This window comes from Nocardioides euryhalodurans (assembly GCF_004564375.1).
Lineage (GTDB): Bacteria > Actinomycetota > Actinomycetes > Propionibacteriales > Nocardioidaceae > Nocardioides > Nocardioides euryhalodurans.
On the sequence record NZ_CP038267.1, the window covers coordinates 1,383,093 to 1,407,264 of the forward strand.

Here is a 24,172-nt window from a genome sequence, read left to right on the forward strand (position 1 = left end):
TGATCCCCCACCCGGGGGCGGGGTTACGTGGACCGCTTCGCCTGCGACTGGCATCGGCTTGCCAACATGACGCTCCGGTGACCCGGGGCGTCACGCTGACGCAACCACGGACCCGGACGGACTCCATGGAGTGACGCTAGTCGAGGTGGGGTCGCGGCGAAAGGCGTGGTCCCGACAATTCGACGCCGACCCCTCCGCCGCCGAGGCGGCGGTGGGTCGCGGCGACCGTGGCGACCCCCTCCACGAGCAGTCCCGAGGCGGTCAGCGCGCGTTGCGCCTCGCGCGCGGTGGCCCCCGTCGTCAGCACGTCGTTCGCAGACGACGACCCGTCCCGGGCGGCCGGCCCGGTGCCGCAACGAGGCCGACGGGCACCACATGGAACCGGCCAGGTTGGCCGCGCGCTCGGCGGCCGTCAGCCCTGCCTGGTCGACCACCCCGCCCCGCGACCGGAGCATCGGGGCGACCTCGGCCCCGGGAAGCAACCGCGCCGCCCGGCGTACGACGGCCAGCAGCGGGTCGTGGCCGCGGGCGCGGACCGCGCCGGGCCGGCTCGGGACCGGCACCAGGAGCACCGGCGGCCGGGCGGCAGCGGCCGCGGCGGCGGCCAGCAGCCCTGCCAGCGGGCCCGCGAGCCCCGCGACGTGACGCTCCTTGTGGGCGAGCAGCGCGGCCCGGACCACCCCGTCGTAGACCGCAGCGGTCCACGGCGTCACCAGCCCCTCCGGGCTGGGCGTCGGCCACGCCTGCCACGCCTCGCCGGCCGCGGGGCGGCACCCGGCGCAGAGCGACCTGCCGGCCGCGCCGCAGCCCACGCACCGGCCGCCGAGCAGCAGGTCGAGGACGGCGTCGCGCATGCCGCGATCGGAGCACCGGCCCCTCCGCGTGCACAAGGGCGGCCGGTGGGCCTGTGGATCACCTCAGCCGACGTAGGTGACCGACCGGAGCCCCTCGGTCCCGCTGATCTCGGTGGCGGAGCTGTCGAGGACGTCGAGCAGCCCGGCGCGGGTGCGCACCAGGACCGGGTCGGTCGCCCGCGGCGAGGACGCCAGGTCGCGTGCGACCCCCTGCAGGGTGAGCGCGATGGCCGTGCTGCCGGCCGGTGCACCGTCGACCAGCAGCGTCCGGACCTGCGACAGGTCGCCGCCGAGGCGGTGCAGCACCGTGAGCGAGGTGGGCGAGGACCACCCGATGTCGAGCACCGAGATCCGGGTCTGGTCGGCCCAGGCGATCTCACGTGCCGGGGTACCGCCGAGCACCCGGCCGCGCTCGTCGTACTCCACCCGGCTGACGACGATGCGGTCGTTGTTGCGCTGGTCGACGACCGCGACGACCCGCGAGCCGTCGCGCGAGACGAGCAGCTGGGAGACGTCCCTCCCGGAGATCCCGCGGATCGTGACCGGCCGCAGCCTGCCGCCGGAGCGGACCGACAGCACTGCTCCGCCGTCCGGCCGGTCGGTCACCCACATCCGGTCGGCGAAGTCCCAGGCGGGAGCCAGCAGTCGGGTCCCGTCGCTGACCACCTCGGCGACGCCCGCCTCCGCATCTCGTACGTCGGTCAGCAGGATCCGGTCGCCGGCCTCGGTCACCCCCGCGACGGTCGTGCCCGGCAGGTCGACGCCGATCGAGGAGACGCCCTGGGTCTCGGTGCCCATCGGCCCCGTGGCCGGGAGCAGCTCGTCGGCCTCGCCGACCAGCAGCCTCCCCTCGCGCAGCGCGAAGAGCAGCGACGTGGCCTGGACGCCGGTGGGGTCGTAGAAGCGGCCGCGGTCCATCTCGAACTCCGGCGATCCCTCCGAGAGGATCAGCGGCTCTCCGTCGATCGTGATCCGCATCCCCGTGATCGTGGTGTCCTGCGACAGCGTCCACGCGAGCTGCGCGACCATGAGCGAGGCGTCGCGCTCCGCCGGCATCGGCGCCCCTCCGGTCAACCGGATGTCGGCGACCCCCTCGTCGGAGACGGTGACGCCGAGCTCCACGTCGAGGCCCTCGGGGACGAAGCTGCGCTCCACCCGGCGCAGCCGTCGCGAGGGTCCCTGGATCAGGCGCGTCACCAGCGCGGTCGCGAGCTGGTCACCCCGCGGCAGGAAGACCGGCTCGGGGACCATGATCTGCGCGCTCGGGTCGAGGTAGTAGAGCGAGACCCGCCGGAACGCCTGGCTGAACCACGACTCCGGCACGACGAGGGCGTCGGGCGCGTCGGCGATCCGCCACTCGCCCTCCTCACGCTGCATGGTGAAGGTCAGCTGCCGCTCGTCGGCGGGGAGCGGCCCTCGCCAGGTGCCGCCGCTGTCGACCTGGTTGGCACCGCCGAGCTCGACGGTGATCCGGTTGCTGCCCTCGGGCACCGACGCGTCGGCGTACGTGATGGTCCGACGCTGCGGCCGCCACGACGCCGCCTCCTCGCGGGTCAGGAACTGCTCCGCGGTGTTGGTCTGCACGGGGATCGCGGTGAGCGCGTCGAGGAAGCCCTTCACGATGTCCTCGGGGAGCTCGCCGGGAGCAGGGGGCCGCGGGTCGTTGTAGTAGCCGAGCTGTTCGTTGGGGTCGACCTCGGTCTCGGTCTCGACGACCGGCCCCTCGACGGGGATGCCGAGGCAGCCCGTCGCCGCGAGGGCCAGGCAGACGAGGAAGGCCGCCAGCGCGACCGGACGCCGCGTCATGCCACCGGCTCCGTCGCGTCGACGGGGACCAGCGGCAGCGGGCTGCGCCGCAGCACTCCCCCGTTGCGCCGCGGCAGCGTCAGCCGGAACTGCGCCCCCTCACCGGGCCGCCCCCAGGCCTGCAACCAGCCGCCGTGGAGGTGGGTGTCCTCCATGGCGATCGAGAGGCCCAGGCCGGTGCCACCGCTGGTGCGGGCGCGGGCCGGGTCGGCCCGCCAGAAGCGGTTGAAGACCATCGCGGCCTCGCCGATCGCAAGCCCCACCCCGTGGTCGCGGACCGCGAGCGCCGCGGCGTGCTCGTCGCTGGCCACCCGGATCACGATGTCCCCGCTCTCGGCGTGGTCGATGGCGTTGGTGACGAGGTTGCGCACGATCCGCTCCACCCGGCGTACGTCGGCCTCCGCACGGCACGGGCCGTCCGCCTCGATCCGCACCATGACGCCGTTCTGCGCCGCGAGCGCGGAGGTCGCGTCGACGATCCGGTGGGCGACGTCGACGAGGTCGAGGTCGTCGATCTCCAGGACCGCGGCACCGGCGTCGAAGCGGCTGATCTCGAGCAGGTCGACCAGCAGCGTCTCGAACCGGTCGAGCTCGGACAGCAGCAGCTCGGCCGCGCGTGCCGTCGTGGGGTCGAACTCCCCACGGGCGTCGTGGAGCAGCTCCCCCGCCATCCGCACCGTGGTGAGCGGCGTCCGGAGCTCGTGGGAGACGTCGGACACGAACCGGCGCTGCACGCGGGAGAGCTCCTCGAGCTGGCGGATCTGGCGCTGCAGGTTGGTCGCCATCTGGTTGAAGGACGTCGCGAGGCGGGCGAGGTCGTCCTCGCCGCTCACGCGCAGCCGCTCCTGCAGCTGCCCGGCGGCCAGCCGCTCGGCGACCCGGCGCGCCATCCGCACGGGGGTGACGACCTGCCGGGTGACCAGCCAGGTCAGGCCGGCCACGAGGAGCAGCAGCAGGCCGGCAGCGGTGAGCATGGCCCGTCCGACCAGCTGCAGGGTGGCGATCTCGTCGCTCAGTGGGAACAGGTAGTAGAGCGTGTACGTCCGGGAGTCGGCCGGCAGCCGCACCTGGGAGCCGACGGCGATCGCCGGCTCGGCGACGACGTCGCCGTCGGAGGTCTCGCGACGCAGCTCGGTGTAGGTGAACGCGGTCGTGGCGTTGCCCTGGAAGTGCTCCTCCAGGGCGCTCGGCACGCTGGTCTTGTCCAGCCGGGGCGTGTACTGCGCCGAGTCGGCGATGCGCGAGTCGCCGGCAGGTCCGCTGAGGACGACGGCGAAGTCGCGGGTCAGGCCGAGCTCGACGATCGGGTCCACCAGCTCGCCGAGCTGGAGCGCGACGTCGGTCTCCGTCGCCGGGACCCCGTCGAGGCTGTCCTGGGCCTCCTCGGTGACCCTGGTCGCCTCCCCGACGGCGGCCGCCTCGCGCTGCTCCAGGAGCCCGTCGCGGGTCTGCTGCAGGAGGAAGACGCCCACGATGCCGATGACCAGCGCGGACAGCAGCACCGTGCTGGCCACGACGCGGGCCTGGATCGACCGTCGCCAGAAGGTCAGGCCGTGACGGAGCACGGTGGTCGCACGCTGCACGCCCAGCCGGCGGAGTCCTGAGCCTGTCGAGGGGTCGAGAGCCATGGCCAGGGACCTACGCGGACCCGGCCTTGTAGCCGACGCCTCGGACGGTGACGACGATCTCGGGGTTCTCGGGGTCGTGCTCCACCTTGGACCGCAGCCGCTGGACGTGGACGTTGACCAACCGGGTGTCGGCCGCGTGGCGGTAGCCCCAGACCTCCTCCAGCAGCACCTCGCGGGTGAAGACCTGCCACGGCTTGCGCGCCAGGCAGACCAGCAGGTCGAACTCCAACGGCGTCAGGCCGATGGTCCGACCGCCCCGGGTCACGGAGTGCCCGGCGACGTCGATCTCGAGGTCGCCGATGGACAGTCCCTCCGGCGACGGCGCGTCGAAGCGGCGTACGCGGGCGCGGATCCGCGCGATGAGCTCCTTGGGCTTGAAGGGCTTGACGATGTAGTCGTCGGCCCCCGACTCCAGCCCCAGCACCACGTCGATCGTGTCGCCCTTGGCGGTCAGCATCACGATCGGCACCCCGGACTCGGCCCGGATCTCCTTGCAGACGTCGATGCCGTCCTTGCCGGGGAGCATCAGGTCGAGCAGCACCAGGTCGGGCTTGGAGTCCCGGAAGGCCTGCAGCGCGTCGTCGCCGCGACCGCACATGTGGCTCTCGAAGCCCTCTTGGCGCAGGACGATCGTGAGCATCTCCGCGAGGGAGGCGTCGTCGTCGACGACGAGGATCCGGCCGCGCGTCGCGGCGTCGGGTGCCTGGCTCATGCTGTCAATACTGCCGCACGGTCGTGCACGGCCCCGGCCAACCCCGGATTTCCCGCGGGCCGCGACCACCCGTGGCCCCGGCCGCAGGGCCGGGGTCGCGGGCAGTGCTCAGTAGCGGTAGGCGTCGGTCTTGTAGGGGCCCTCGACCGGGACGCCGAGGTAGCCGGCCTGGTCGTCGGAGAGCGTGGTCAGCCGGGCACCGAGGGCACCGAGGTGGAGGCGGGCGACCTCCTCGTCGAGGTGCTTGGGCAGCACGTAGACGCCGACGGGGTACTCCTCGGGCTTGGTGTAGAGCTCGATCTGGGCCAGCACCTGGTTGGTGAAGGAGTTCGACATCACGAAGCTCGGGTGGCCGGTGGCGTTGCCGAGGTTCATCAGGCGGCCCTCGGACAGCACGATGATCGCGTTGCCGGACGGGAAGGTCCACACGTCGACCTGCGGCTTGATGTTGTCGCGCTCCGCGACGCCGGGCTTCTCGAGGCCGGCCATGTCGATCTCGTTGTCGAAGTGGCCGATGTTGCCGAGGATCGCGTTGTGGCGCATGCGCGACATCTGGTCGACGGTCACGACGTCCTTGTTGCCGGTCGCGGTGATGATGATGTCGGCGATGTCGAGGACGTTGTCGAGGGTGTCGACCTGGTAGCCGTCCATGGCGGCCTGCAGCGCGCAGATCGGGTCGATCTCGGTGACGATGACCCGGGCGCCCTGGCCCCGGAGGGACTCGGCGCAGCCCTTGCCGACGTCACCGTAGCCGCAGACGACCGCGACCTTGCCGCCGATGAGGACGTCGGTCGCACGGTTGATGCCGTCGATGAGCGAGTGGCGGCAGCCGTACTTGTTGTCGAACTTCGACTTGGTCACCGAGTCGTTGACGTTGATGGCCGGGAAGAGCAGCGAGCCCTCCTTCATCATGTCGTAGAGACGCAGCACACCGGTGGTGGTCTCCTCGGTGACGCCCATGATCTCGCCGGCGATCTTGGTGTAGCGGTCCTTGCTCTCGGCCAGCGAGGCGTTCAGCACGTCGAAGACGATCTTCTGCTCGTGGCTCTTGGCGGTCGCGGGGTCGGGCGCCTGGCCCGACTTCTCCGCGTCGACGCCGAGGTGGACGAGCATGGTGGCGTCGCCCCCGTCGTCGAGAATCATGTTCGCGAAGGTGTCACCGGGCCAGTTCAGGATCTGCTGGGTGCACCACCAGTACTCCTCCAGGGTCTCGGCCTTCCAGGCGAAGACCGGCACGCCGGAGGGCTGTTCCACGGTGCCCTCGGGGCCGACCGCGACTGCGGCAGCAGCGTGGTCCTGGGTGGAGAAGATGTTGCACGAGGCCCAGCGGACCTCGGCACCGAGCGCCACGAGGGTCTCGATGAGCACGGCGGTCTGGACCGTCATGTGCAGCGAGCCGGCGATCCGCGCGCCGGCGAGCGGCTTGTCGGCGCCGTAGCGCTCGCGCATCGCCATCAGGCCGGGCATCTCGTGCTCGGCGAGGGAGATCTCCTTGCGGCCGAACTCGGCCAGGTCCAGGTCGGCAACCTTGAAGTCCACGAACGTCTTCCCCTCGGGTCCAAGCGGGGTGACCCCCCGCGCGTGCTCGTGGTTCGAGGGTAGGCCGGGGGTGCGGGGATCGCAGAATCCCCGACGCCCTACGATGCGGCCTTCTCGCCGCCCTTCCCGTGCCCGAACGGCAGGACGTGCATGACCGCGACGGCGACCGCGCCGACCACGAGGCCGACGACGGCCGAGGCCAGGGTGTTGACCAGCCAGCCGAGGAGCGCGCCGATGCCGTCGACGGCGTCGTGGACGGCCTCCTCCCAGTGGTGGACGAGGTCGTACGGCGCGTGCCAGCCCAGCTCGTCGAGGCTGGTCAGCAGGATGTGGCCGCCGACCCACAGCATGGCGAGGGTGCCGATCAGGGAGATCGCCGCGAGCAGCCTGGGCATCGCGCCGACGAGCGCGTGCCCGACCCGCTGGGACCGCTCCGAGGGGCGCAGCGTGAGCTTCAGGCCGACGTCGTCCATCTTCACGATCAGCGCGACCACGCCGTAGACGAGGGCGGTGATGAAGATCGCGACCACCGTGAGGATCGCGGCCTTCATGACGAAGCCGGCGTCGGGGTCGGAGCCGACGACCTCGTTGAGGGCGATCACCATGATCTCGGCGGAGAGGATGAAGTCGGTCCGGATCGCCCCGGAGACCGTCTTCGCCTCGTGCTCGGCGGTGAACTCCCCCTGCTCGGCCAGCTCCTGCTCGGCCTCGTCGGCGTGGTGGCCGCTGACCCGCTCCCAGACCTTCTCCGCACCCTCGTAGGCGAGGTAGGTACCGCCGATGATCAGCAGCACGGGCAGCGCCTGGGGCAGGAACTCGCTGAGCAGCAGCGCGGCCGGCAGGATGAAGAGGAGCTTGTTGCGGAGCGAGCCGATCGCGATCTTCTTGATGATCGGCAGCTCCCGCTCGGCGGCCGATCCCTCGAGGAACTGCGGCGTCACGGCCGTGTCGTCCACGACCACTCCCGCGGCCTTGGCGCTGGCGCGCCCCGCCGCGGCGCCGACGTCGTCGACGGACGCGGCAGCGATCCTGGCCAGGGCGGCCACGTCGTCGAGCAGGGCGAAGAGTCCGCCGGCCATCGGTTCCTCCGGATCGTGCGGGTGGGGTGGGCCCCAGCCTATCGGCGGGGGCACGATGGCCCCGTGGCGGACGACGGGACGATCGTGCTGGACGGCGGGCTCTCCACCGCCCTGGAGGAGCAGGGAGCCGACCTGGCCGGCCCGCTGTGGACCGCCCGTCTCCTGGCCGACGAGCCCGAGCGGCTGGCGGCCGCCCACCGCGCGTTCTACGCCGCGGGCGCCACGGTGGCCACGACGGCGAGCTACCAGGTCAGCGTCGAGGGCCTCGTCGCCGCCGGTCACGACAGCACCGTCGCGGCTCGGCTGGTCACCCGGAGCGTGACGCTGGCGCAGGAGGTCCGCGACGAGCTCTCGGCGACACGTCCGGGACTGCTGGTCGCGGCGTCCGTCGGGCCGTACGGCGCCTTCCTCGCCGACGGGTCCGAGTACCGCGGCCGCTACGGCGTGCCCGCGAGCCGGCTGCGCGACTTCCACGGCCCCCGCCTCGAGCTGCTGGCCGAGGCCGGGCCCGACCTGCTCGCCGTCGAGACGGTCCCGGACGCCGACGAGGCCGAGGTGCTGGTGGCCCTGCTGGACGAGCTCGCCGTGCCCGCGTGGTTCAGCTACTCCGTGCGCGGCGACACGACCGGTGCCGGTCAGCCGCTGGCGGACGCGTACGCCGTCGTGGCCGGCAGCCGGTCGGTCCTCGCGGCCGGCGTCAACTGCTCCGAGCCGGCCGACGTCCTGGGGGCGATCGGGACGGCCGTGACGGTGACGGGGCTGCCCGCGGTGGCCTACCCCAACCGGGGCGGCACCTGGGACAGCACGACCAAGCAGTGGGCGTACGGCGGCCCGCTCGACCTCGACCTCGTCGAGGCGTGGGTCGCAGCCGGGGCACGCTACGTCGGCGGCTGCTGCGGCGCGGGCCCGGCCGACATCGGCGAGATCGCCGACCGGCTGCGGACCACCTGACGCCGGCGGCGGGGCCTCAGTCCTCCACCAGTCCCAGCCGGAGGTACGCCGCGGCGTAGCTGCCGCTGAGCAGCAGCGAGGCGTACCGCGCCACCTCGGTGGGTGCGTCGGTGGTCAGCGTCTCGACCCGGATGCCGCGGCTCGCGGCCGCGGCGCGCAGCTGTCCCCGCTCCTCCCGGACGAGCGGCTCCTCGCTGCCGTCGTCGAGCACCAGCAGCATGGGGCGCAGCTCACGCGGCTCGTCGGCGAAGGGGTCATCGAAGACGTCGCGCTGGGGGGTCGCCTCCAGGACGGGCAGCAGGTGCTCGGCGTCGCCGGCGAGCGCGGTCCGGCCGCTGGCCCGCCGCAGCTGCTCGGCGATCCGTCGAGCCGCCCGGGCCGCCAGGACACCGCCGCCCCACACGACCGGGGTCGTGTCGGCGAGCGCGATGGCCAGCATCTTGGCCGGGTTGACGGCCAGGTCGCGGTGCGGCGAGCAGGCGATGGCCACCTCGTCGAGGGCGGAGGCGACCCGGTCCGCGTCGACGCGGGGACCGAGCCGCACCTGCTCGAGGTACTCCAGCATCACGACGGCGGTGGCGAGCTGGTCGCCGCTCGTGGTGGGCAGCACGCTGCTCCACCGTCCGGCGGCGTGCTCGGCGACCATGGACGACGGTGGGCAGGCGACGACCAGCTGGCAGCCGCGGCGTACGGCCTCGGCGACCGCGGAGGCCGAGCTCGGGCCGCCGTCGGGGGCGAGCACGACGACGAGGTCGAGACCGCCGGCCCAGCCGGGCAGCGACGGCCCTGGCCAGGCGACGAACGGCACCGGGCACCACGGCTCGAGGACCGCGCGCAGCAGCCGGGAGTCGGGCCCCGCCGCGATCACGGCACGCGGTCGCTGCTGCTCCTCGGACCGGGAGACCGCGTCGGCGATCGCCCCGGCGGCCTCACCGACCTCGCGGCGCACCCGGGCGCCGGACTCCGCCAGCGCCCGCAGCGGACCGTCGACGCGCTGCCACACCGCCTCGTCGTCGAGGCGGGACTCGTCGAACCAGGTCGCCATGGTCCGCGTCACCCGGGCCGACGTGCCTCATCGACCAGCAGGACGGGGATGTCGTCGCGGACCGGGTAGGCGAGGCCGCATCCCTGGCACACGAGCTCCTCCCCCGTCACGACGAGGTCGCCGTGGCAGGCGGGGCAGACGATGATCTCCAGCAGGGCGGGGTCGAGGTTCATGCGTGGCTCCTGATCAGGTCGAGCGCGTCGTCACGGACGCGTTCCATGGTGGCGGTGTCCTTCCCCTCGGCGTTGAGCCGGAGGAGGGGTTCGGTGTTGGACGGGCGGACGTTGAACCACCAGTCGTCGTGGCTGACGGTCAGCCCGTCGAGCTCGTCGAGGACGACGCCGTCGCGCCCGTCGTACGTCGACCTCACCTCGGTGATCACCCGGCGCGGGTCGGCGACGGTGGTGTTGATCTCGCCGCTCAGCCGGTAGCGCTCGTGGTCGGCCAGCAGCTCCGACAGGGTGCCCGACGACTCCGCCAGCGCGGCCAGGGCGTGCAGGGCGGCCAGCATCCCCGAGTCGGCCCGCCAGAAGTCGCGGAAGTAGAAGTGCCCGCTGTGCTCCCCGCCGAAGACCGCGCCCGACTCCGCCATCGTCGCCTTGATGAAGCTGTGGCCGACCCGGGTCCGGACGGGCGTGCCGCCGAGCTCGGTCACGAGCTCGGGAACCCCGCGGCTGGTGATCAGGTTGTGGATCACGGTCGCGCCGGGCTCGCGGGCCAGCTCCCGGCTCGCGATCAGGGAGGTCAGCGCCGAGGGCGAGACCAGCTCGCCGCGCTCGTCGACCAGGAAGCACCGGTCGGCGTCGCCGTCGAAGGCGAGGCCGACGTCGGCGCCCTCCTCGACGACCCGGCGCTGCAGGTCGACCAGGGTGGTGGGGTCGATGGGGTTGGCCTCGTGGTGCGGGAAGGTGCCGTCGAGCTCGAAGTACATCGGCACCAGCTCGACCCCCGCCCCGCCGAGCCTGTCGAAGACGGCGGGCGCCGTGTGGCCGGCCATGCCGTTGCCGGCGTCGGCGACGACCCTCAGCCGCCGTCCGTCGACGGGAGCGAGGCGCAGCAGGTGGTCGACGTAGTCGGCGAGCACGTCCTGCTCGGAGACCGTCCCGCGCCGCGAGGCGTCGTGGGACTCCCCTCGGGCGAGCCGGTCGCGGATCGCGCGCAGTCCGGTGTCATGACCGACCGGCCGGGCGCCGGCGCGGCACAGCTTGATGCCGTTGTAGGCGGCCGGGTTGTGGCTGGCCGTGAACATCGCGCCGGGCACGTCGAGGCTGCCCGAGGCGAAGTAGAGCTGGTCGGTCGCCGCCAGCCCGATCATGACCACGTCCGCGCCGGCGGCCGCGGCACCGTCGGCGAAGGCGGCGGCCAGGTCCGGCGAGCTGGGACGCATGTCGTGCCCGACGACGACCCGGTCGGCGGCGGTCTCGGCCACGAAGGCGCCGCCCGTGGCCCGCGCCAGGGCGGGGTGGACCTGGTCGGGGACGGTGCCCCGGACGTCATAGGCCTTGAAGACGCGGTCGAGCGCCGCACCGTCGGCAACGGGGTCCATGGGAGCCGAGACTAGTCGCGGCTCAGTCGGAGGTGAGCACCCGCAGGTGCCCACGACGGGTCACCTCGCGGCCGGACTCCTCCGCGAGGGTCGGTCCGGGCGGCGGCGCCGCCGGGCGCGCCGCCTCGCGGACGGCGTCAGCGAGCGCCAGCAGGTCGTCACCACTCGGTCCCTGGGCCGCCGGGTCGGGCTGGAGCCGCATCACCTCCCAGCCCCGCGGGGCGGAGAGCCGCTCGCTGTGCGCCTCGCACAGGTCGTAGGCGTGGGGCTCGGCGAAGGTGGCCAGCGGACCGAGCACGGCGGTCTGGTCGGAGTAGACGTAGGTCAGCGTCATGACCGCCGAGCGGCCACACGCCGTGCGCGAACACCGCCGGACAGGACTCACGACGCAGACGGTACCCACTGATCCACCCGATGCCGATTAGGCTCGCGGCCGTGGAGGAGGCAGTCGACGGGGCACCCCGGCGGCGTCGGTCGCGGGACCGTCGCGGGCGCGGCATGCGCGGACCGGGCGTGCTGCCCCGTGTGCTCGGGGTGCCGGAGCGACGCACCGGCGGCGAGCGGTTCGACGAGCTGGTCATCGGCGTCGTCTCCGACATCGACGAGCGCTGGTCGACCCGCCTCGGCGTGCTGGAGTACGCCGTCGAGGACGCGCCCCAGATCCCCGACGACTGGCACCCCGAGACGGTGCCGCTGTCCTCGCTGGTCCGCGGCGCCAAGGGCGCACCCACCCGGCTCGTGCTCTTCCGCCGGCCGATCGAGCACCGGGCGGGCTCGCGCGGCGAGCTCGAGGCGCTCGTGCTGACCGTCGTCGTCGAGCAGGTGGCCGAGTTGCTGGGCGTGGAGCCCGAGGTGGTCGACCCCCGCTACGGCGGCGGCGAGGGCTGAGGCCGGCTCAGCCCAGGCCGGGGCGCACGCTGGGGACCAGCGCGGTGCGGACGAGGTCACCCACGGGCACCACCGTCGCGCCGTTGCCGGTCGTGACGACCGACGCCGCCACCGACGTACGCCGGGGCGTGATCCGGACCAGGCTGGTGCCCTCCGGGAGGTCGATCGCCCCGCCGGAGCCCTCCGTCAGCTCGAGGCGCTCCTCGCCGAGCGACCGGCCGTCGTCGAAGGACTCCACCACCACGACCCCGGCCCCGGCAGCACCGGCGAGCCTCACCGAGGACTCCCCCGGCGGCACCAGCGCGGTCATCGGCGCACCGACGGCGACCACGGGTGCGGCGTGCACGAGGTCGTCCTCGACGACCGACGACAGCCCGGAGGTCACCGGCGTGGAGCTGGTCACCTGGAGCCCGAGCGCGCCGTCGGGGATCTGGCGGCGCAGCTGGTCGGTGAGGGTCACGGTCTCGACCGTGCCGGGGGCGACCGCGATCTCCTCCTGGCCCTCCGGGACGAACGACGCGTCCGCGGTGACGATGCGTACCTCGACCCGGGCCTCGTCCTCACCGGGGTTGGCGAGCGTGAGGGTGTCCTCCCCCTCGCCACCGACGAGGCCGAGCAGCAGCTGCTCGGTCACCGGCTCCACGGTCGACGGCAACCAGTCGCGGGTGGCCTCGCGGGTGCCGAGCTCCGGGACCTCGTCGGCCATCGTGGCGCCGAGCCGGCCCCGGGAGACGACGACCTGGATCGTCAGCTCGCTACGGGTCGGCACCGCCTGGGCCAGGTCGACCGAGACCGTCCGTCCGCCCTGGACCGTGAGACCGCGCAGCTCGGGGACGTCGATCGGACCGTTGCGGCCGAGGACCGTGACGTCGGCGACGGCCGGGCCCGCGTCGGGGTTGGCGAGCTCCAGGACCGAGGCGTGGTCGGCGTCCGCGCCGACGCCGGTGAACCACGAGGTCGGTCGCGGCACCGGGCACTCGGTGGCCGCGAGCCCCTCGGGCTGGAAGCGGGAGGCCAGCAGCTGGGCCGCGACCGCACCCTGCGCGCGGACGAAGGCCGCGTCGTCCCGGCCGGTCAGCGGGGTCACTGCGTCGGAGCGCAGCTCGACGTCGCTCGGCTCGCCGTTGCCGTCGTCGATCTCGGCCGTGCCGTCGTCCAGCTCACCGGCGGGCGCCACGGCGAGCTCGGCGTCGGCGGCGAGGGCGGGCGGGCAGACCAGGTCGGCCTGGACCACCGGCACCTCCTCGGCCGCCTGCCCGACGGCCACCTCGGCCTCGGGCTGCACCAGCGCGAGCGCCCCCACCGTGAGCAGCGGCAGCAGCACGGCCAGCAGCGCGGTGGGGCTGAACCTCCGCCGGGCGGCGGTACGGCGGCCGGCCGGCTCGGGCGTAGGTGTCTGGTCGGTCATCGGCGCTCCTGTCCCTGGCTCGGCGCGCAGAGGACCAGGACGGCGACGATCGCCAGTCCCTGCAGGACCAGCAGCGCGGTCCGTGTCCACGACGTCCCGCCCTCGACCGCGGCCTCCTCGACCGGCTCGGACACGCGCCAGGCGCGGGTCTCGCGGTTCTCGGCACTGGCCTGCTCGAGCCCGGTCGTCGCGTCGAGCACCGCGGCGACGTTGCCGTCGGCGGGCTCCGGCAGGACGACGTACTCGATGCCGTGGCCGGGCATGGTGTCGACGGCGCCGGACGCCGGGGAGGACACCATCTCACCCACCGCGTCGTTCAGGTCCTGGTCGGCCTGCATCAGGCCGTCGATCTCGTCCTCGCCCACGGTGAGGCCGTCCTCGCGCAGCACCGACCAGGTGAGCCCGGACTGCACGTCGCCGCGGACGACGAGGATGCCGTGGGAGGGGCCGAGGGCCGCGCTCTGCATCATGTACGCCGGGATGCCGGTGTCACGGGTGTCGTCGAGCTCTCCGGGGCCGTAGACCACGAACCACCCGAGCCCGACCACCGGCACGACCGCGGCCACCGCCACCACCGCGGCGACCGCGCGGCGTCGCCAGGTGTGGTCGGAGCTCGCGCGGACCGCACCCTGGGCGGCGATCACCGCACCGACCACGAAGGCCGCCTGGATGACCACCACCAGGAAGCCGAGCCCGGCCGCCGTGGTGACGGCGTCGCGCTCGAAGGTCAGCAGGCCCAGCCCGGCGGCGACCAGCGCTGCCGCGAGGGCCACGACCCAGCAGACGAGCACCGGCACACGGGTTCGGACGGGCACGAGGGCGAGCACCGCCACCGCGAGCAGCAGCAGCCCGAGCCAGGCCGGTGCCCCGGCGTCGCCGAGGTGTCCGGTGACGAGGTCGCTGAAGGTCACGGTCGCCATCGGCAGCCGTCCGGTGTCGAGCGCCAGCGCGGCGGCCGAGCCGCTGGTCAGGGCCGGCAGCCACCAGGGCGCCAGCAGCACGGGCGGGCAGACGAGCGCGACCGCAGGCGGGCCCCAGGCCGAGCGGTGACGCATGCCACGGCTGATCCAGAAGCCCGCGCCCATCACGAGCACGGCGAGCACCAGCGAGAACCAGTAGGCCAGCGGCGCGAAGGCGGCGCCGAGGGTCAGCAGCAGGCCGGTGCGCCACGCGGCGCGCCAGCGTCGGTCGGCGTCGGGGTCGGCGAAGCCGAGGGCGGCGTGGGCGAGCCAGGGCAGCAGCGTGACCAGCACGACCACGCCGAGCCGGCCGAGCCCCCACGCGCCGCTGGCCGCCGAGACGAGCGCGTAGGTGACCGCGCCGAGGAACAGCAGCCAGGCGGGCGGACCCTGCGGGTCGAGCAGCCGCCCGACCACGCGCAGGAAGCGCCAGGCCCCCCAGAACGACAGCGGCACGGCGAGCACCAGCAGCAGGCTGATGGTGGCGGTGGGGCCCACGAGCGAGCCGAGCAGCGCCAGCGGAAGGACGTACGCCGGGGCGGGCACGTCGGTTCCCTGGCCCAGCGGGTGGCGGGCGTCGACGTACAGCTGCCACCACTGGGAGGCCGACTCGGGAGCCGGGGCGAGCGCGCCGCCGACGACGGTGCCGAAGGCCTCCCGGGCCCCGACCAGCGCGAGCAGCACGAAGAGCACCCCGCCCAGGGCGACGGGGTTGGTGAAGAACCGGGCGAGCACGCCCTGGTCGGCGGCGAACGGGTCGTCCTCCGAGGCGACGGGCAGCGGCCGGCCGCTGGCCATCCGCCGCCGTTCGGCCACGTCGGCCGCCTGGTTGGTCAGTGCGGCAGCGAGGTCGCTGACGAAGTCGAGGCCGTGCCGGTAGGGCACCCACCACGGCGACAGCAGCGGGCGTACGTCGACGGCCTGGTCCGGCTGCCGCGCGGCCCGGTCCCGGCGTGCCCGACGCACGACGCGGGGGCTGCCGTAGAGCGAGACCAGCGCCGCCAGCTCGTCGAGCGCCTGCCCGACCTGGCGGACCAGGAGGAACCCGATCATCCGCACGAACGTGCCGAGCGCCAGTCGCACCACGCGCCACGGGAGCGCACGGCCCGACGAGTTCGCCAGCAGCGTGTAGAGCGCGGCCCGACGCTCCTGGTAGTGGATGTGGCGCCCGGTCAGGGGGGTGCGCCGGACGCCGCGGTGGGCCGCCTCGGCGTGGAAGACGACGGCCTCCGGGACGATCAGGGTGCGGTGCCCGGCAGCGGCTGCGCGCCAGCCGAAGTCGATGTCGTTGCCGAACACCGGCATCTGCTCGTCGAAGCCGCCGAGCTCCTCCAGCACCGTGCGTCGCACCAGCATGCCCGCGGTGTTGACCGCCAGCACGGGCAGCGTGTCGTCGTGCTGGCCCTGGTCGTACTCACCGCGCTCGAGCCCGGTCTCGCGCCGGCCGGTGCCGGAGATGGTGACCCCCAGCTCGAGCAGCCGCCGCAGCGAGGGCCACTCACGCAGCTTGGGGCCGAGGATGTCGGCGCCGGGGTCGTCGGCCGCGGCGGCCAGGAGCGCCTCGAGGGCGCCGGGGTCCGGCGTGGAGTCGTCGTGGAGCAGCCAGACCCAGTCGGCGTCGGAGGCCTGTTCGAGCCCGAGCCGGACGGCCTGCGGGTAGCCGGTCGCGCCGGAGGTGGTGACCACCTCGCCGAACGCCGCGTCGAGCAGCGCTGCGCTGTCGTCCTTGCTGCCGGTGTCGACGGCGACGACGCGGTCGACGGGCACCCGCTGGGAGCGGATCCCGTCGATGACGGTCGGCAGCCAGCGAGAGCCGTCATGACTGACGACGAGGGCGACGACCGTGGCTGACACGGCAGATGACACTAACGGGGAAGGCCCCGGTCACCGAATGCGCGGGTCCGGCGTGCTCCCGGGAGGTCGTCCGGGCTGGTGGGATGCGGTCCCTGACGACCTCGGATCAGACCGCGCGCTTCTTCAGCTTGCGACGCTCCCGCTCGGACAGACCGCCCCAGATGCCGAAGCGCTCGTCGTTCATCAGTGCGTACTCGAGGCAGTCGCCCCGAACCTCGCACGTCAGGCAGACCTTCTTGGCCTCCCTGGTGGATCCGCCCTTCTCGGGGAAGAACGCCTCGGGGTCGGTCTGCGCGCACAGTGCACGCTCCTGCCAACCCGCTTCTTCGGCGTCCCCGTCGAGGAGAAGTAGTTCTCTCACGGCACTCGCCCTTTCGACCCGGACACCCCCGTTCGTCGGATCCTGCGACCCGTCGAGCGGGAGTGTGACCACTGTTCCCTTGCCATCCCCCCGTGTCCTGGACCCCTGACGGAGCCTGTTCCAGAACAGCTGAAGAACACTGTGGGAATTACACGCCTGTCGTACACCGAAAGTCAACCCTGCATCTGGTATGGCCGCACAACCACCCGAACGGACTATTGACGGTGTACGGCAGGCTGATGCCATGCGGCAGATCACAGTGCTCTCCGGAGGCACAGGCGGCGCGAAGTTCATCCGCGGGCTCCGTCACGGGATCGTCTCCGGCACCCTACCGGGGGTGCCCACGGACGCCGAGGTGACGGTCGTCGGCAACACCGCCGACGACTGGTGGATCCACGGCCTGAAGGTCTGCCCCGACCTCGACACCGTGATGTACACCCTCGGCGACGGCCTCGACACCGACCGCGGCTGGGGTCGCCGTGGGGAGACCTGGCACCTCAACGAGGAGCTGGCGGCGTACGGCGTCGACCGCACCTGGTTCGGGCTGGGCGACCGCGACCTGGCCACCCACCTGGTCCGCACCGAGATGCTGGAGGCGGGCTACCCGCTCTCCCAGGTCACCGAGGCGCTGTGCCGACGCTGGCTCCCCGACGACGCAGCCGGACGCGTCCGGCTGCTGCCGATGACCGACGACCGGGTCGAGACCCACGTCGCCGTGCCCGACCCGGAGGCCCCGAGCGGTCGCCGGGTGGTGCACCTGCAGGAGTACTGGGTCCGGCTGCGCGGCGAGGTCCCGGCCGAGACGGTCGTGGTCGTCGGCCAGGACGACTGCTCCCCCGCCCCCGGCGTGGTCGAGGCGATCACCGGCGCCGACCTGGTCGTGCTGCCGCCGTCCAACCCGGTGGTCTCCGTCGGCACCATCCTCGGGGTGCCGGGCATCCGTGACGCCGTGGCGGCCACCACCGCCCCCGTGGTCGGCGTCTCCCCCATCGTCGGCGGCCGCCACGTGCGCGGCATGGCGCAGCAGATGCTCGCGGCGATCGGGGTCGAGGTCAGCGCCGAGGCCGTCGGACGCCACTACGGGTCCCGCCGCGCCGAGGGCGTGCTCGACGGCTGGCTGGTCGACGAGGCCGACGCCGGCGCCGTGGCCGGGCTGCAGCAGGCCGGGCTGCGCGCGGCCGCCGTACCGCTGATGATGACCGACGACGACGCCACGGCCGCGATGGCGGCGGCGGCCGTCGAGCTCGTCCGGTGACCCGGCTGGAGGTCCTCGCCCCCGACGGGATCGGCGAGGTCCGCGCCGGCGACGACCTCGCCGCCCTGCTCACCGCGCTGACCACGCTCGAGGACGGCGACGTCGTGCTCGTGACGAGCAAGGTCGTGGCCAAGGCCGAGGGTCGGGTGGTGCCCGGGACCCGCGAGGACGCCCTGGCCGGCGAGACGGCGCGGGTGGTCGCCCGCCGCGGACCCACCACGATCGTGCGGACGCACCACGGGCTGACCCTGGCCGCCGCCGGGATCGACGCCTCCAACGTCGCGGCCGGCCACGTCGTGCTGCTCCCGGAGGACCCCGACGCCTCGGCCCGCCGGCTCCGCGAACGCCTCGCCGCGCTGACCGGCCGGACCGTCGCCGTGGTCGTCACCGACACCGCCGGCCGGGCCTGGCGCCACGGCCAGACCGACCTGGCCGTCGGCGCCGCGGGCCTGCAGGTCATGGAGGAGTACGCCGGCCGTCGCGACCACCACGGCAACGACCTCGTCGTCACCGCCCCGGCCGTCGCCGACGAGCTCGCGGGTGCCGCCGAGCTCGTCCAGGGCAAGCTCGGCGGCCGGCCGTTCGCCGTCGTGCGTGGCCGGGCCGACCTGGTGCTGCCGGCCGAGGACCACGGGCCGGGGGCGGTCGCGCTGGTGCGCGAGGAGGACCAGGACATGTTCGGCTTCGGGGCGCGGGAGGCCGTGGTCCGGGCGCTCACCGCCGACCCCGCGGACCGGGGCGGGTTCGGCGCCCCGGCACCGCGTGACGACCTCGCCGAGGCGGTCGGGCTCGTGACCGGCGTACGCCCGACGGAGGAGGGCGACGGCCTCGCGTGCGCCGGAGCCGCGGAGGTGCTGCGAGCACTGGCGTTCGCCCACGGCTGGGAGGTCGGCCCGACCGAATCCGGAGGCATGACCGTGCTGCTCCCCTCCGGTCCGTAGACTCTGCCCGACGTCCCCCGATCACACGAGTCCCAGACGAGGTAGCCGCACCGTGGCCAAGCCCGCCAAGTCCAAGTCCACGAAGTCGACCAAGGCCGAGAAGTCCGAGCGCCAGGCCAAGATCGACGCGATCCGCAGCCAGCAGAAGGGCTCGGAGCGTCGTCGTGGCTTCATGATCGTCGGCGTGTGCGCCGTGATCGCGCTGCTGATCGTCGCCTACCCGATCTACGGGATCATCTCCGACCGGCAGGCCCTCACGGAGTTCGAGGACATGAACCTCCAGTCGATCGGCGCCCCCGCGTCGGCGTGCCAGGACGTCGAGACCAAGACCGCCACGGGCAGCCAGGACCACGTCTCGCCCGGCACCGACATCCCCTACGAGGACGCGCCGCCGGCCTACGGCACCCACTACGACGTCTGGGACGGGATCGAGCGCAAGTTCTACGCCGCCGGTGACCGGCCCGACGTGGGCGAGCTGGTCCACAACCTCGAGCACGGCTACACGCTGCTCTGGTACGACGAGACCATCGCCGACGACGACGAGGCCCTCGACACCCTGCGTGGCCTGTCCTCGAAGTTCACCGACGACGACAACTTCCGCAACAAGTTCAAGGTCGTCCCGTGGACGTCCGAGGACGGCGGCGCCTTCCCCGAGGGCCAGCACATCGCGATGACCCACTGGTCGGTCGGCGGCGACGGTGACCCGTCGGGCGAGCAGACGGGCGTCTGGCAGTACTGCTCCGAGCCCAGCGGCGCGGCGCTCGAGGACTTCATGACCGAGTACCCCTACACCGACTCCCCGGAGCCGGACGCCATCTGACCAAGGGCGGACCGCTCAGAGCAGACCGTCGTGGCCGGACTCGCGGAGTCCGGCCACGACGTCCTTCACCTGCTGGGCGTGCTCGCGGGTCGTGACCAGCAGCGCGTCGGGGGTGTCCACGACGACCACGTCGTCGAGGCCGACCACGGCCACCACCCTCCCGGACCCGGGCACGACCAGGCCCGTGGCCCCATGTGCGCGCACCAGGTCGGCGTCGCCGAGCACCGTGAGCGCCCCGGTGTCCAGCAGCGACGCGAGGGAGTCGAAGTCACCGATGTCGTCCCAGCCGAGGTCGGCCGGGACCACCGCCACGCGCCCCGCCGCGGCCGCCGGCTCGGCCACCGCGTGGTCCACCGCGATCCTGGGCAGCAGCGGCCACAGCTCGGCCAGCCGCTCCGGCGACGCGGCGATCGTCCGGAGCCGCCCGGCGAAGTCGGGGTCCTGCTCGGCGAGCAGGTCCAGCAGCACGGTCGGCCGGGCGACGAACATGCCGGCGTTCCACCGGTGGTCGCCGCCGGTGAGGAGGCCCTCGGCCACCTCGGCGGTCGGCTTCTCCACGAACGACGCCACCCGGTGGACGCCGTCGTGGCCGGGCAGCGCGTCCCCCAGCCTGATGTAGCCGAACCCGGTCGCCGCAGAGGTCGGCGTGATGCCCAGCGTCACCAGCCACCCGTCGTACGCCGCGGCGACGGCCTGCCGCACGGCGGCCTCGAAGGCGCCGGTGTCGGCGATGACGTGGTCGGCGGCGAACGAGCCCATGACCGCCTGGGGATCGCGCCGCTCGACCACCGCGGCGGCCAGGCCGATCGCGGCCATCGAGTCGCGGGGCGACGGCTCGGCGAGCACCGACCCGACCCCGAGGCCGGTGAGCTGCTCCCGGACCGCCTCGCGGTGCACCTCCCCCGTCACCACCAGCACCCGGTCGCCCGACAGCGGCGCGAGCCGGTCGACGGTCCCCTGCAGCAGCGACCGGCCGGTGCCGGTGAGGTCGTGGAGGAACTTCGGCGAGCCGCTGCGCGAGAGCGGCCACAGCCGGGTGCCGGCGCCGCCTGCCGGGATCACGGACCAGAAGTGCTCGAGCGTCGGCATGGGTGGAACCCTAGGGGGATGACCACCTTCGCCACGATCCTGTCCCGGCTGCTGCGTGCGGATCCCGGCCGGCCGTTGGTCACCTTCTACGACCACGCCTCGGGAGAGCGGACCGAGCTGTCGGTGGCGACGTACGCCAACTGGGTGGCCAAGACGGCCTCGCTGCTCGTCGAGGAGCACGACCTCGAGCGCGGTCAGGTGGCCCGGATCGACCTGCCCACCCACTGGCTGGGCCCGGTCTGGCTGGGGGCCGCGTGGACCGTGGGCCTGCGGGTCGTCCTCGACGACGAGGGACCGGAGCCCGACCTGGTGCTGACCGGCCCCGAGGGCCTGCCGCGGTGGGCGCCGCTCGCCGGGGACGCCGTGGTGATCGCCTCCGCCCTGCACCCACTGGGCCTGCGCTTCACCGACCCGCTGCCCGTGGGCGTGCACGACTTCGGTGCCGACGTGTGGAGCCAGCCGGACGCCTTCGTCCCCTACGACCCGCCCGGCCCGGACGACGCCGCGCTCGGCGACCTCACGCAGCAGCAGGTGTGGGAGACGGCCGCCGGCGGGAGTCTCCTCACCGACGGCGGCCGCCTCCTCAGCAGTGCGAACCCGGCTTCCCCTTCCGGGTTCCCCTGCCTCACCGAGCCGCTCGTCCGAGACGGGTCGGTGGTCCTGGTGGCCCACCCCGACCCGGACAGGGTCGGGGCGACCTACGACGCCGAGCGCGCGACCGCCCGGGCCTGACCTCAGCCCCCGAGGTCGTAGGCGACGCCCTCCCCGAGGTACTGCGGCTCGCCGTAGCCCCGCTTGGCGCCGTCGAGCCGGTAGAGGTGGCCGCTCCTGTCGCGGGCCACCAGGTCGGCAGCACCGCGTCCGCGCAGGTCGTCCACCCCCACGACCCAGGTGTAGCTCGTTCCCAGCCTCGGACGGGAGAGCGCACCCTCCGCGACCTCGACGGGCTCCCCCGCGGCGAGCCGCTCGGTGCCGTTGCCCGGCCAGACCGTGGTCTGGCCCGCGGCGGTCCGGCCCACGAGGTCGTGGCGCTTGTCGCCCGTCACGTCCGGGACGACCCGGAGGTCCGTGACCGTCCGGAAGGGTCGCTTGCCGCCGATCCAGACCGGGTCCGCCAGCCGGCCCGCACCGTTGCCGCGGTAGAGCCACAGCGACCCGATCCTGCGGCGCTCGATGACGTCGCCGTCCCCGTCGCCGTCGAAGTCCCCGGCGTGGAGGAGCAGGTTGCTCCGTCCGAAGCCCTGGCCGGTGTCGAGGGGCCGGCCGGTGTGGAAGGTGCCCTTGTTTTGGAGCACCACCAGCGAGCCGTCGGGCCGGGTCGCCACCAGGTCCGGCGCCTCGTCACCGGTCACCTGACCGGCGCCGCTGACCATGGCCACGTCGGAGGGGCCACGCACCGGCCCGAGCGCCGGGCCGAGGGTGCCGTCCCCCCTGCCCGGGAGGACCACCAGGGCCTGGTCGGTCCGTCGCGCGACCAGGTCGGGCACCGCGTCGCCGGTGTAGTCGGTGCCGCCGGAGAACCAGTCGTAGCCGGACCAGTCGCCGGCCACCCGGACGCGTGCGGCGAAGTCGCCACCCCCCTGCCCGCGGAGGAGCGACAGCCGGTCGCGACGGTCGCGACCCCACAGGTCCGTGAGCCCGTCACCGGTGACGTCGCCGGCCGCGACGAGCTGCTGCAGCCCCCGCAGGCCGGTGTCGCCGGCGACGGCCGTGACGGTTCCGCGGGACGTCCCCAGGAAGGTCACCAGCCTGCCCGCGGACCGACCGACGAAGTCCGGGGAGCCGTCGCCGTCCAGGTCCCCGGTCGCGGCGACCAGGTCGTGTCCGCGGAACCGCGGGAACCGGGCGCTCACGTCACCGAAGCCGCCGGACGCGAGGGCGGGGCGCACCTCGAGGCTGCCGGAGTCGTCGAAGGTGACCAGGTCGACCCGACCGTCCCCGGTCAGGTCCGGTGCGGCGAGCACCGTCCGCGTCGCCCAGCCCGACTCGTCGAGCACCGTGGGGGCCAGGAAGGACGCGAGCCCACCGGTCGGCAGGATCATGCCGCGACCGTCCGAGGCGCGGCGGACGACCAGGTCCGGGTAGGGGGCGCCCGCGAGGTCGGAGTCGACCTGCCCGAGCTCGATCCCCGGGGCCTCCGGCTCGGACGCGGCCGCGGCGTAGGTGCGGATGGCGGGCAGCTTCGCGTACAGGTTGCGCCCCGGGCAGGCGGTCGAGTCGGCGTCGCGGTGCCCGTTGATCGCCTTGAACGTCGTGCCGTTCACGTTCTGCGAGGTGTCCAGCGGGTCGATGCCGTGGAGACCCAGCTTCCAGGCGAAGAGGCTCCCGTACGCCTCGAGCATCACCTCGGGCGCCTGGGCCGTCTCGAAGTTGCCGATCGCCGACATGGCGAACGAGTCGCCGTTGTAGCCGTAGGTGTGGGCACCGACCACGGCCCGGGCCACGCCCCCGTGGCGGCCCTCCCAGATTCGGCCGAACTTGTCGACCAGGAAGTTGTAGCCGATGTCGCTCCAGCCCCGCGAGCGGGTGTGGTACGCGTAGATGCTGCGGATGATGCCCGGGACCTCGTCCCGGGTGTAGTCGTTGCCGTTGACGGTGTGGTGGACGAAACCGGCGCTGATCGTCCCGTAGCTCGGTGAGCCGTCCCGCATCCGCTCGTCGGCGCCCCACTGCTCGCGCGAGTAGATGGTGGGCCGGGGCGCGGAGGTCGTCGCTGCCTGCAGCGAGATCGCGTCGGGGTCGCCGGCCGCCGTCGCCGGTGCCTCCGCGGCGTCGAGCTCGGGGGCCAGGGCCGGCTCCTCCGTCGCCACGCGGTCGGCGTCTCCCGGGGACACCACGGCCAGCGACATGTCGTGCGGCAGCTCCTCGTCCGCGACCACACGGGTCTGGACCAGGTCGACCTCGCCGACGAGAAGCGGGTCGGTACCGGGGCGTGCCTCCCGGCCCTCGTCGCTCCCGGGGTCGGGAGCGTGGTCGTAGTGGTACTCCAGGTCGGTCCACCCTCCCCAGCGGCCACCGGTCGACGTCCGCACCTGCAGCTCGATCCGGTCGTCCTCAACCTGGTCGTCGTGCGACCAGGTGACGCCCACCGCGCCGTAGCCCTCGAGCGGCTGCGGCCGGCTCAGCACCTCCGTACGCCCGGCCGTCGCCGTCCGTGGGGAGGCCCCGGGCGCCGCGTCGGCCTCGGCCGTCAGCGGCACCTCCCTCACCTCCGGCTCCACGCTGCCGATGGGGACCCTGGACGGCTTCGGCGCCCGCGGAGCGTGCTCGACCGTCACCGGCCGGTCGAGCAGCCGTGGCCCCACGGCCGACGGCTCGGGGGTGTGGACGACGTCGAGGGAGACGACCGAGGCCGCCGGACTCAGGACGGCCAGGACGGCACCCAGGGCCAGCAGCTGCTGGCACGAGGTGACGAAGTGGGCCTTGCAAGGACGCAT

Annotated in this window: 21 protein-coding genes; 7 read left to right on the plus strand and 14 right to left on the minus strand. The window is 73.7% G+C overall.

The annotated features are described in order from the left end of the window. Positions 1–375: 375 nt before the first annotated feature. On the plus strand, positions 376–645 hold the full coding sequence (locus EXE57_RS19675) for a hypothetical protein (protein WP_167305840.1): 270 nt from the start codon (positions 376–378) through the stop codon (positions 643–645). A 272-nt stretch (positions 646–917) separates the two neighbouring features. Here the strand turns inward: EXE57_RS19675 and EXE57_RS06485 are convergent, their stop codons facing one another. The 5 genes from EXE57_RS06485 to EXE57_RS06505 form a co-directional block, all read right to left on the minus strand. Then, on the minus strand, positions 918–2,660 hold the full coding sequence (locus EXE57_RS06485) for an LpqB family beta-propeller domain-containing protein (protein WP_135075290.1): 1,743 nt from the start codon (positions 2,658–2,660) through the stop codon (positions 918–920). Continuing rightward, positions 2,657–4,288 (minus strand): MtrAB system histidine kinase MtrB, encoded by a 1,632-nt coding sequence (gene mtrB / locus EXE57_RS06490; protein ID WP_135075293.1) that lies wholly within the window; start codon positions 4,286–4,288, stop codon positions 2,657–2,659. Before mtrB ends, EXE57_RS06485 begins: the two co-directional genes overlap by 4 nt. Positions 4,289–4,298: 10 nt before the next feature. Continuing rightward, positions 4,299–5,000, minus strand: a complete 702-nt coding sequence (gene mtrA / locus EXE57_RS06495) for an MtrAB system response regulator MtrA (RefSeq protein ID WP_135075296.1) — start codon at positions 4,998–5,000, stop codon at positions 4,299–4,301. A 108-nt stretch (positions 5,001–5,108) separates the two neighbouring features. Beyond that, positions 5,109–6,539, minus strand: a complete 1,431-nt coding sequence (ahcY, locus tag EXE57_RS06500; RefSeq protein ID WP_135075299.1) for an adenosylhomocysteinase — start codon at positions 6,537–6,539, stop codon at positions 5,109–5,111. Positions 6,540–6,637: 98 nt separating this feature from the next. Further along, positions 6,638–7,618, minus strand: a complete 981-nt coding sequence (locus tag EXE57_RS06505; protein WP_135075302.1) for a DUF808 domain-containing protein — start codon at positions 7,616–7,618, stop codon at positions 6,638–6,640. 63 nt (positions 7,619–7,681) lie between these two features. Between EXE57_RS06505 and mmuM the strand changes: the two genes are divergently transcribed. Continuing rightward, positions 7,682–8,569, plus strand: coding sequence for a homocysteine S-methyltransferase (gene mmuM, locus EXE57_RS06510; protein ID WP_244247027.1), 888 nt, complete (start codon positions 7,682–7,684; stop codon positions 8,567–8,569). 16 nt (positions 8,570–8,585) lie between these two features. Here mmuM and EXE57_RS06515 read toward each other — a convergent pair whose 3' ends face one another. From EXE57_RS06515 to EXE57_RS06530, 4 genes are read right to left on the minus strand one after another with little or no spacing between them, the layout of a single operon-like run. Continuing rightward, positions 8,586–9,614, minus strand: a complete 1,029-nt coding sequence (locus EXE57_RS06515; RefSeq protein WP_135075305.1) for an SIS domain-containing protein — start codon at positions 9,612–9,614, stop codon at positions 8,586–8,588. 8 nt (positions 9,615–9,622) lie between these two features. After that, the gene (locus EXE57_RS06520) at positions 9,623–9,787 is read right to left on the minus strand and encodes a Trm112 family protein (protein ID WP_135075308.1); all 165 of its coding nucleotides are present in this window, start codon (positions 9,785–9,787) and stop codon (positions 9,623–9,625) included. Further along, on the minus strand, positions 9,784–11,160 hold the full coding sequence (locus EXE57_RS06525; RefSeq protein WP_135075311.1) for a phosphomannomutase/phosphoglucomutase: 1,377 nt from the start codon (positions 11,158–11,160) through the stop codon (positions 9,784–9,786). Before EXE57_RS06525 ends, EXE57_RS06520 begins: the two co-directional genes overlap by 4 nt. Positions 11,161–11,182: 22 nt before the next feature. After that, entirely contained in the window at positions 11,183–11,545 is a 363-nt protein-coding gene (locus EXE57_RS06530) for a DUF3499 domain-containing protein (RefSeq protein ID WP_135075314.1), read from the minus strand. Between the two features lie 50 nt (positions 11,546–11,595). Between EXE57_RS06530 and EXE57_RS06535 the strand changes: the two genes are divergently transcribed. Next, the gene (locus tag EXE57_RS06535) at positions 11,596–12,048 is read left to right on the plus strand and encodes a metallopeptidase family protein (protein ID WP_244247028.1); all 453 of its coding nucleotides are present in this window, start codon (positions 11,596–11,598) and stop codon (positions 12,046–12,048) included. A 7-nt stretch (positions 12,049–12,055) separates the two neighbouring features. Here EXE57_RS06535 and EXE57_RS06540 read toward each other — a convergent pair whose 3' ends face one another. From EXE57_RS06540 to EXE57_RS06550, 3 genes are all read right to left on the minus strand, one after another. Continuing rightward, the gene (locus EXE57_RS06540) at positions 12,056–13,456 is read right to left on the minus strand and encodes a DUF5719 family protein (protein ID WP_135075317.1); all 1,401 of its coding nucleotides are present in this window, start codon (positions 13,454–13,456) and stop codon (positions 12,056–12,058) included. Next, complete coding sequence (locus EXE57_RS06545; protein ID WP_167305841.1) at positions 13,453–16,269, minus strand: glycosyltransferase family 2 protein; 2,817 nt, start codon at positions 16,267–16,269, stop codon at positions 13,453–13,455. The genes EXE57_RS06540 and EXE57_RS06545 overlap by 4 nt, the downstream gene beginning before the upstream one ends. A gap of 106 nt (positions 16,270–16,375) precedes the next feature. Then, complete coding sequence (locus tag EXE57_RS06550; RefSeq protein ID WP_135075323.1) at positions 16,376–16,630, minus strand: WhiB family transcriptional regulator; 255 nt, start codon at positions 16,628–16,630, stop codon at positions 16,376–16,378. Positions 16,631–16,874: 244 nt separating this feature from the next. Between EXE57_RS06550 and cofD the strand changes: the two genes are divergently transcribed. The 3 genes from cofD to EXE57_RS06565 are packed head-to-tail and all read left to right on the plus strand — an operon-like array spanning position 16,875 to position 19,646. Continuing rightward, positions 16,875–17,885, plus strand: coding sequence for a 2-phospho-L-lactate transferase (cofD, locus tag EXE57_RS06555; RefSeq protein WP_135075326.1), 1,011 nt, complete (start codon positions 16,875–16,877; stop codon positions 17,883–17,885). Beyond that, entirely contained in the window at positions 17,882–18,826 is a 945-nt protein-coding gene (gene cofE, locus EXE57_RS06560; RefSeq protein ID WP_135075329.1) for a coenzyme F420-0:L-glutamate ligase, read from the plus strand. The genes cofD and cofE overlap by 4 nt, the downstream gene beginning before the upstream one ends. A gap of 52 nt (positions 18,827–18,878) precedes the next feature. Further along, the gene (locus EXE57_RS06565) at positions 18,879–19,646 is read left to right on the plus strand and encodes a DUF3105 domain-containing protein (protein WP_244247029.1); all 768 of its coding nucleotides are present in this window, start codon (positions 18,879–18,881) and stop codon (positions 19,644–19,646) included. Between the two features lie 15 nt (positions 19,647–19,661). Here EXE57_RS06565 and EXE57_RS06570 read toward each other — a convergent pair whose 3' ends face one another. After that, positions 19,662–20,735 carry a mannose-1-phosphate guanylyltransferase gene (locus tag EXE57_RS06570; protein ID WP_135075332.1) on the minus strand — a complete coding sequence of 358 codons (1,074 nt, stop codon included), beginning with the start codon at positions 20,733–20,735 and terminating at the stop codon, positions 19,662–19,664. An 18-nt stretch (positions 20,736–20,753) separates the two neighbouring features. Here EXE57_RS06570 and EXE57_RS06575 point away from each other — a divergent pair, with 18 nt between their 5' ends. Further along, positions 20,754–21,467, plus strand: coding sequence for a TIGR03089 family protein (locus tag EXE57_RS06575; protein ID WP_135075335.1), 714 nt, complete (start codon positions 20,754–20,756; stop codon positions 21,465–21,467). Positions 21,468–21,469: 2 nt separating this feature from the next. Here the strand turns inward: EXE57_RS06575 and EXE57_RS06580 are convergent, their stop codons facing one another. Then, positions 21,470–24,172 (minus strand): FG-GAP-like repeat-containing protein, encoded by a 2,703-nt coding sequence (locus tag EXE57_RS06580; protein WP_135075338.1) that lies wholly within the window; start codon positions 24,170–24,172, stop codon positions 21,470–21,472.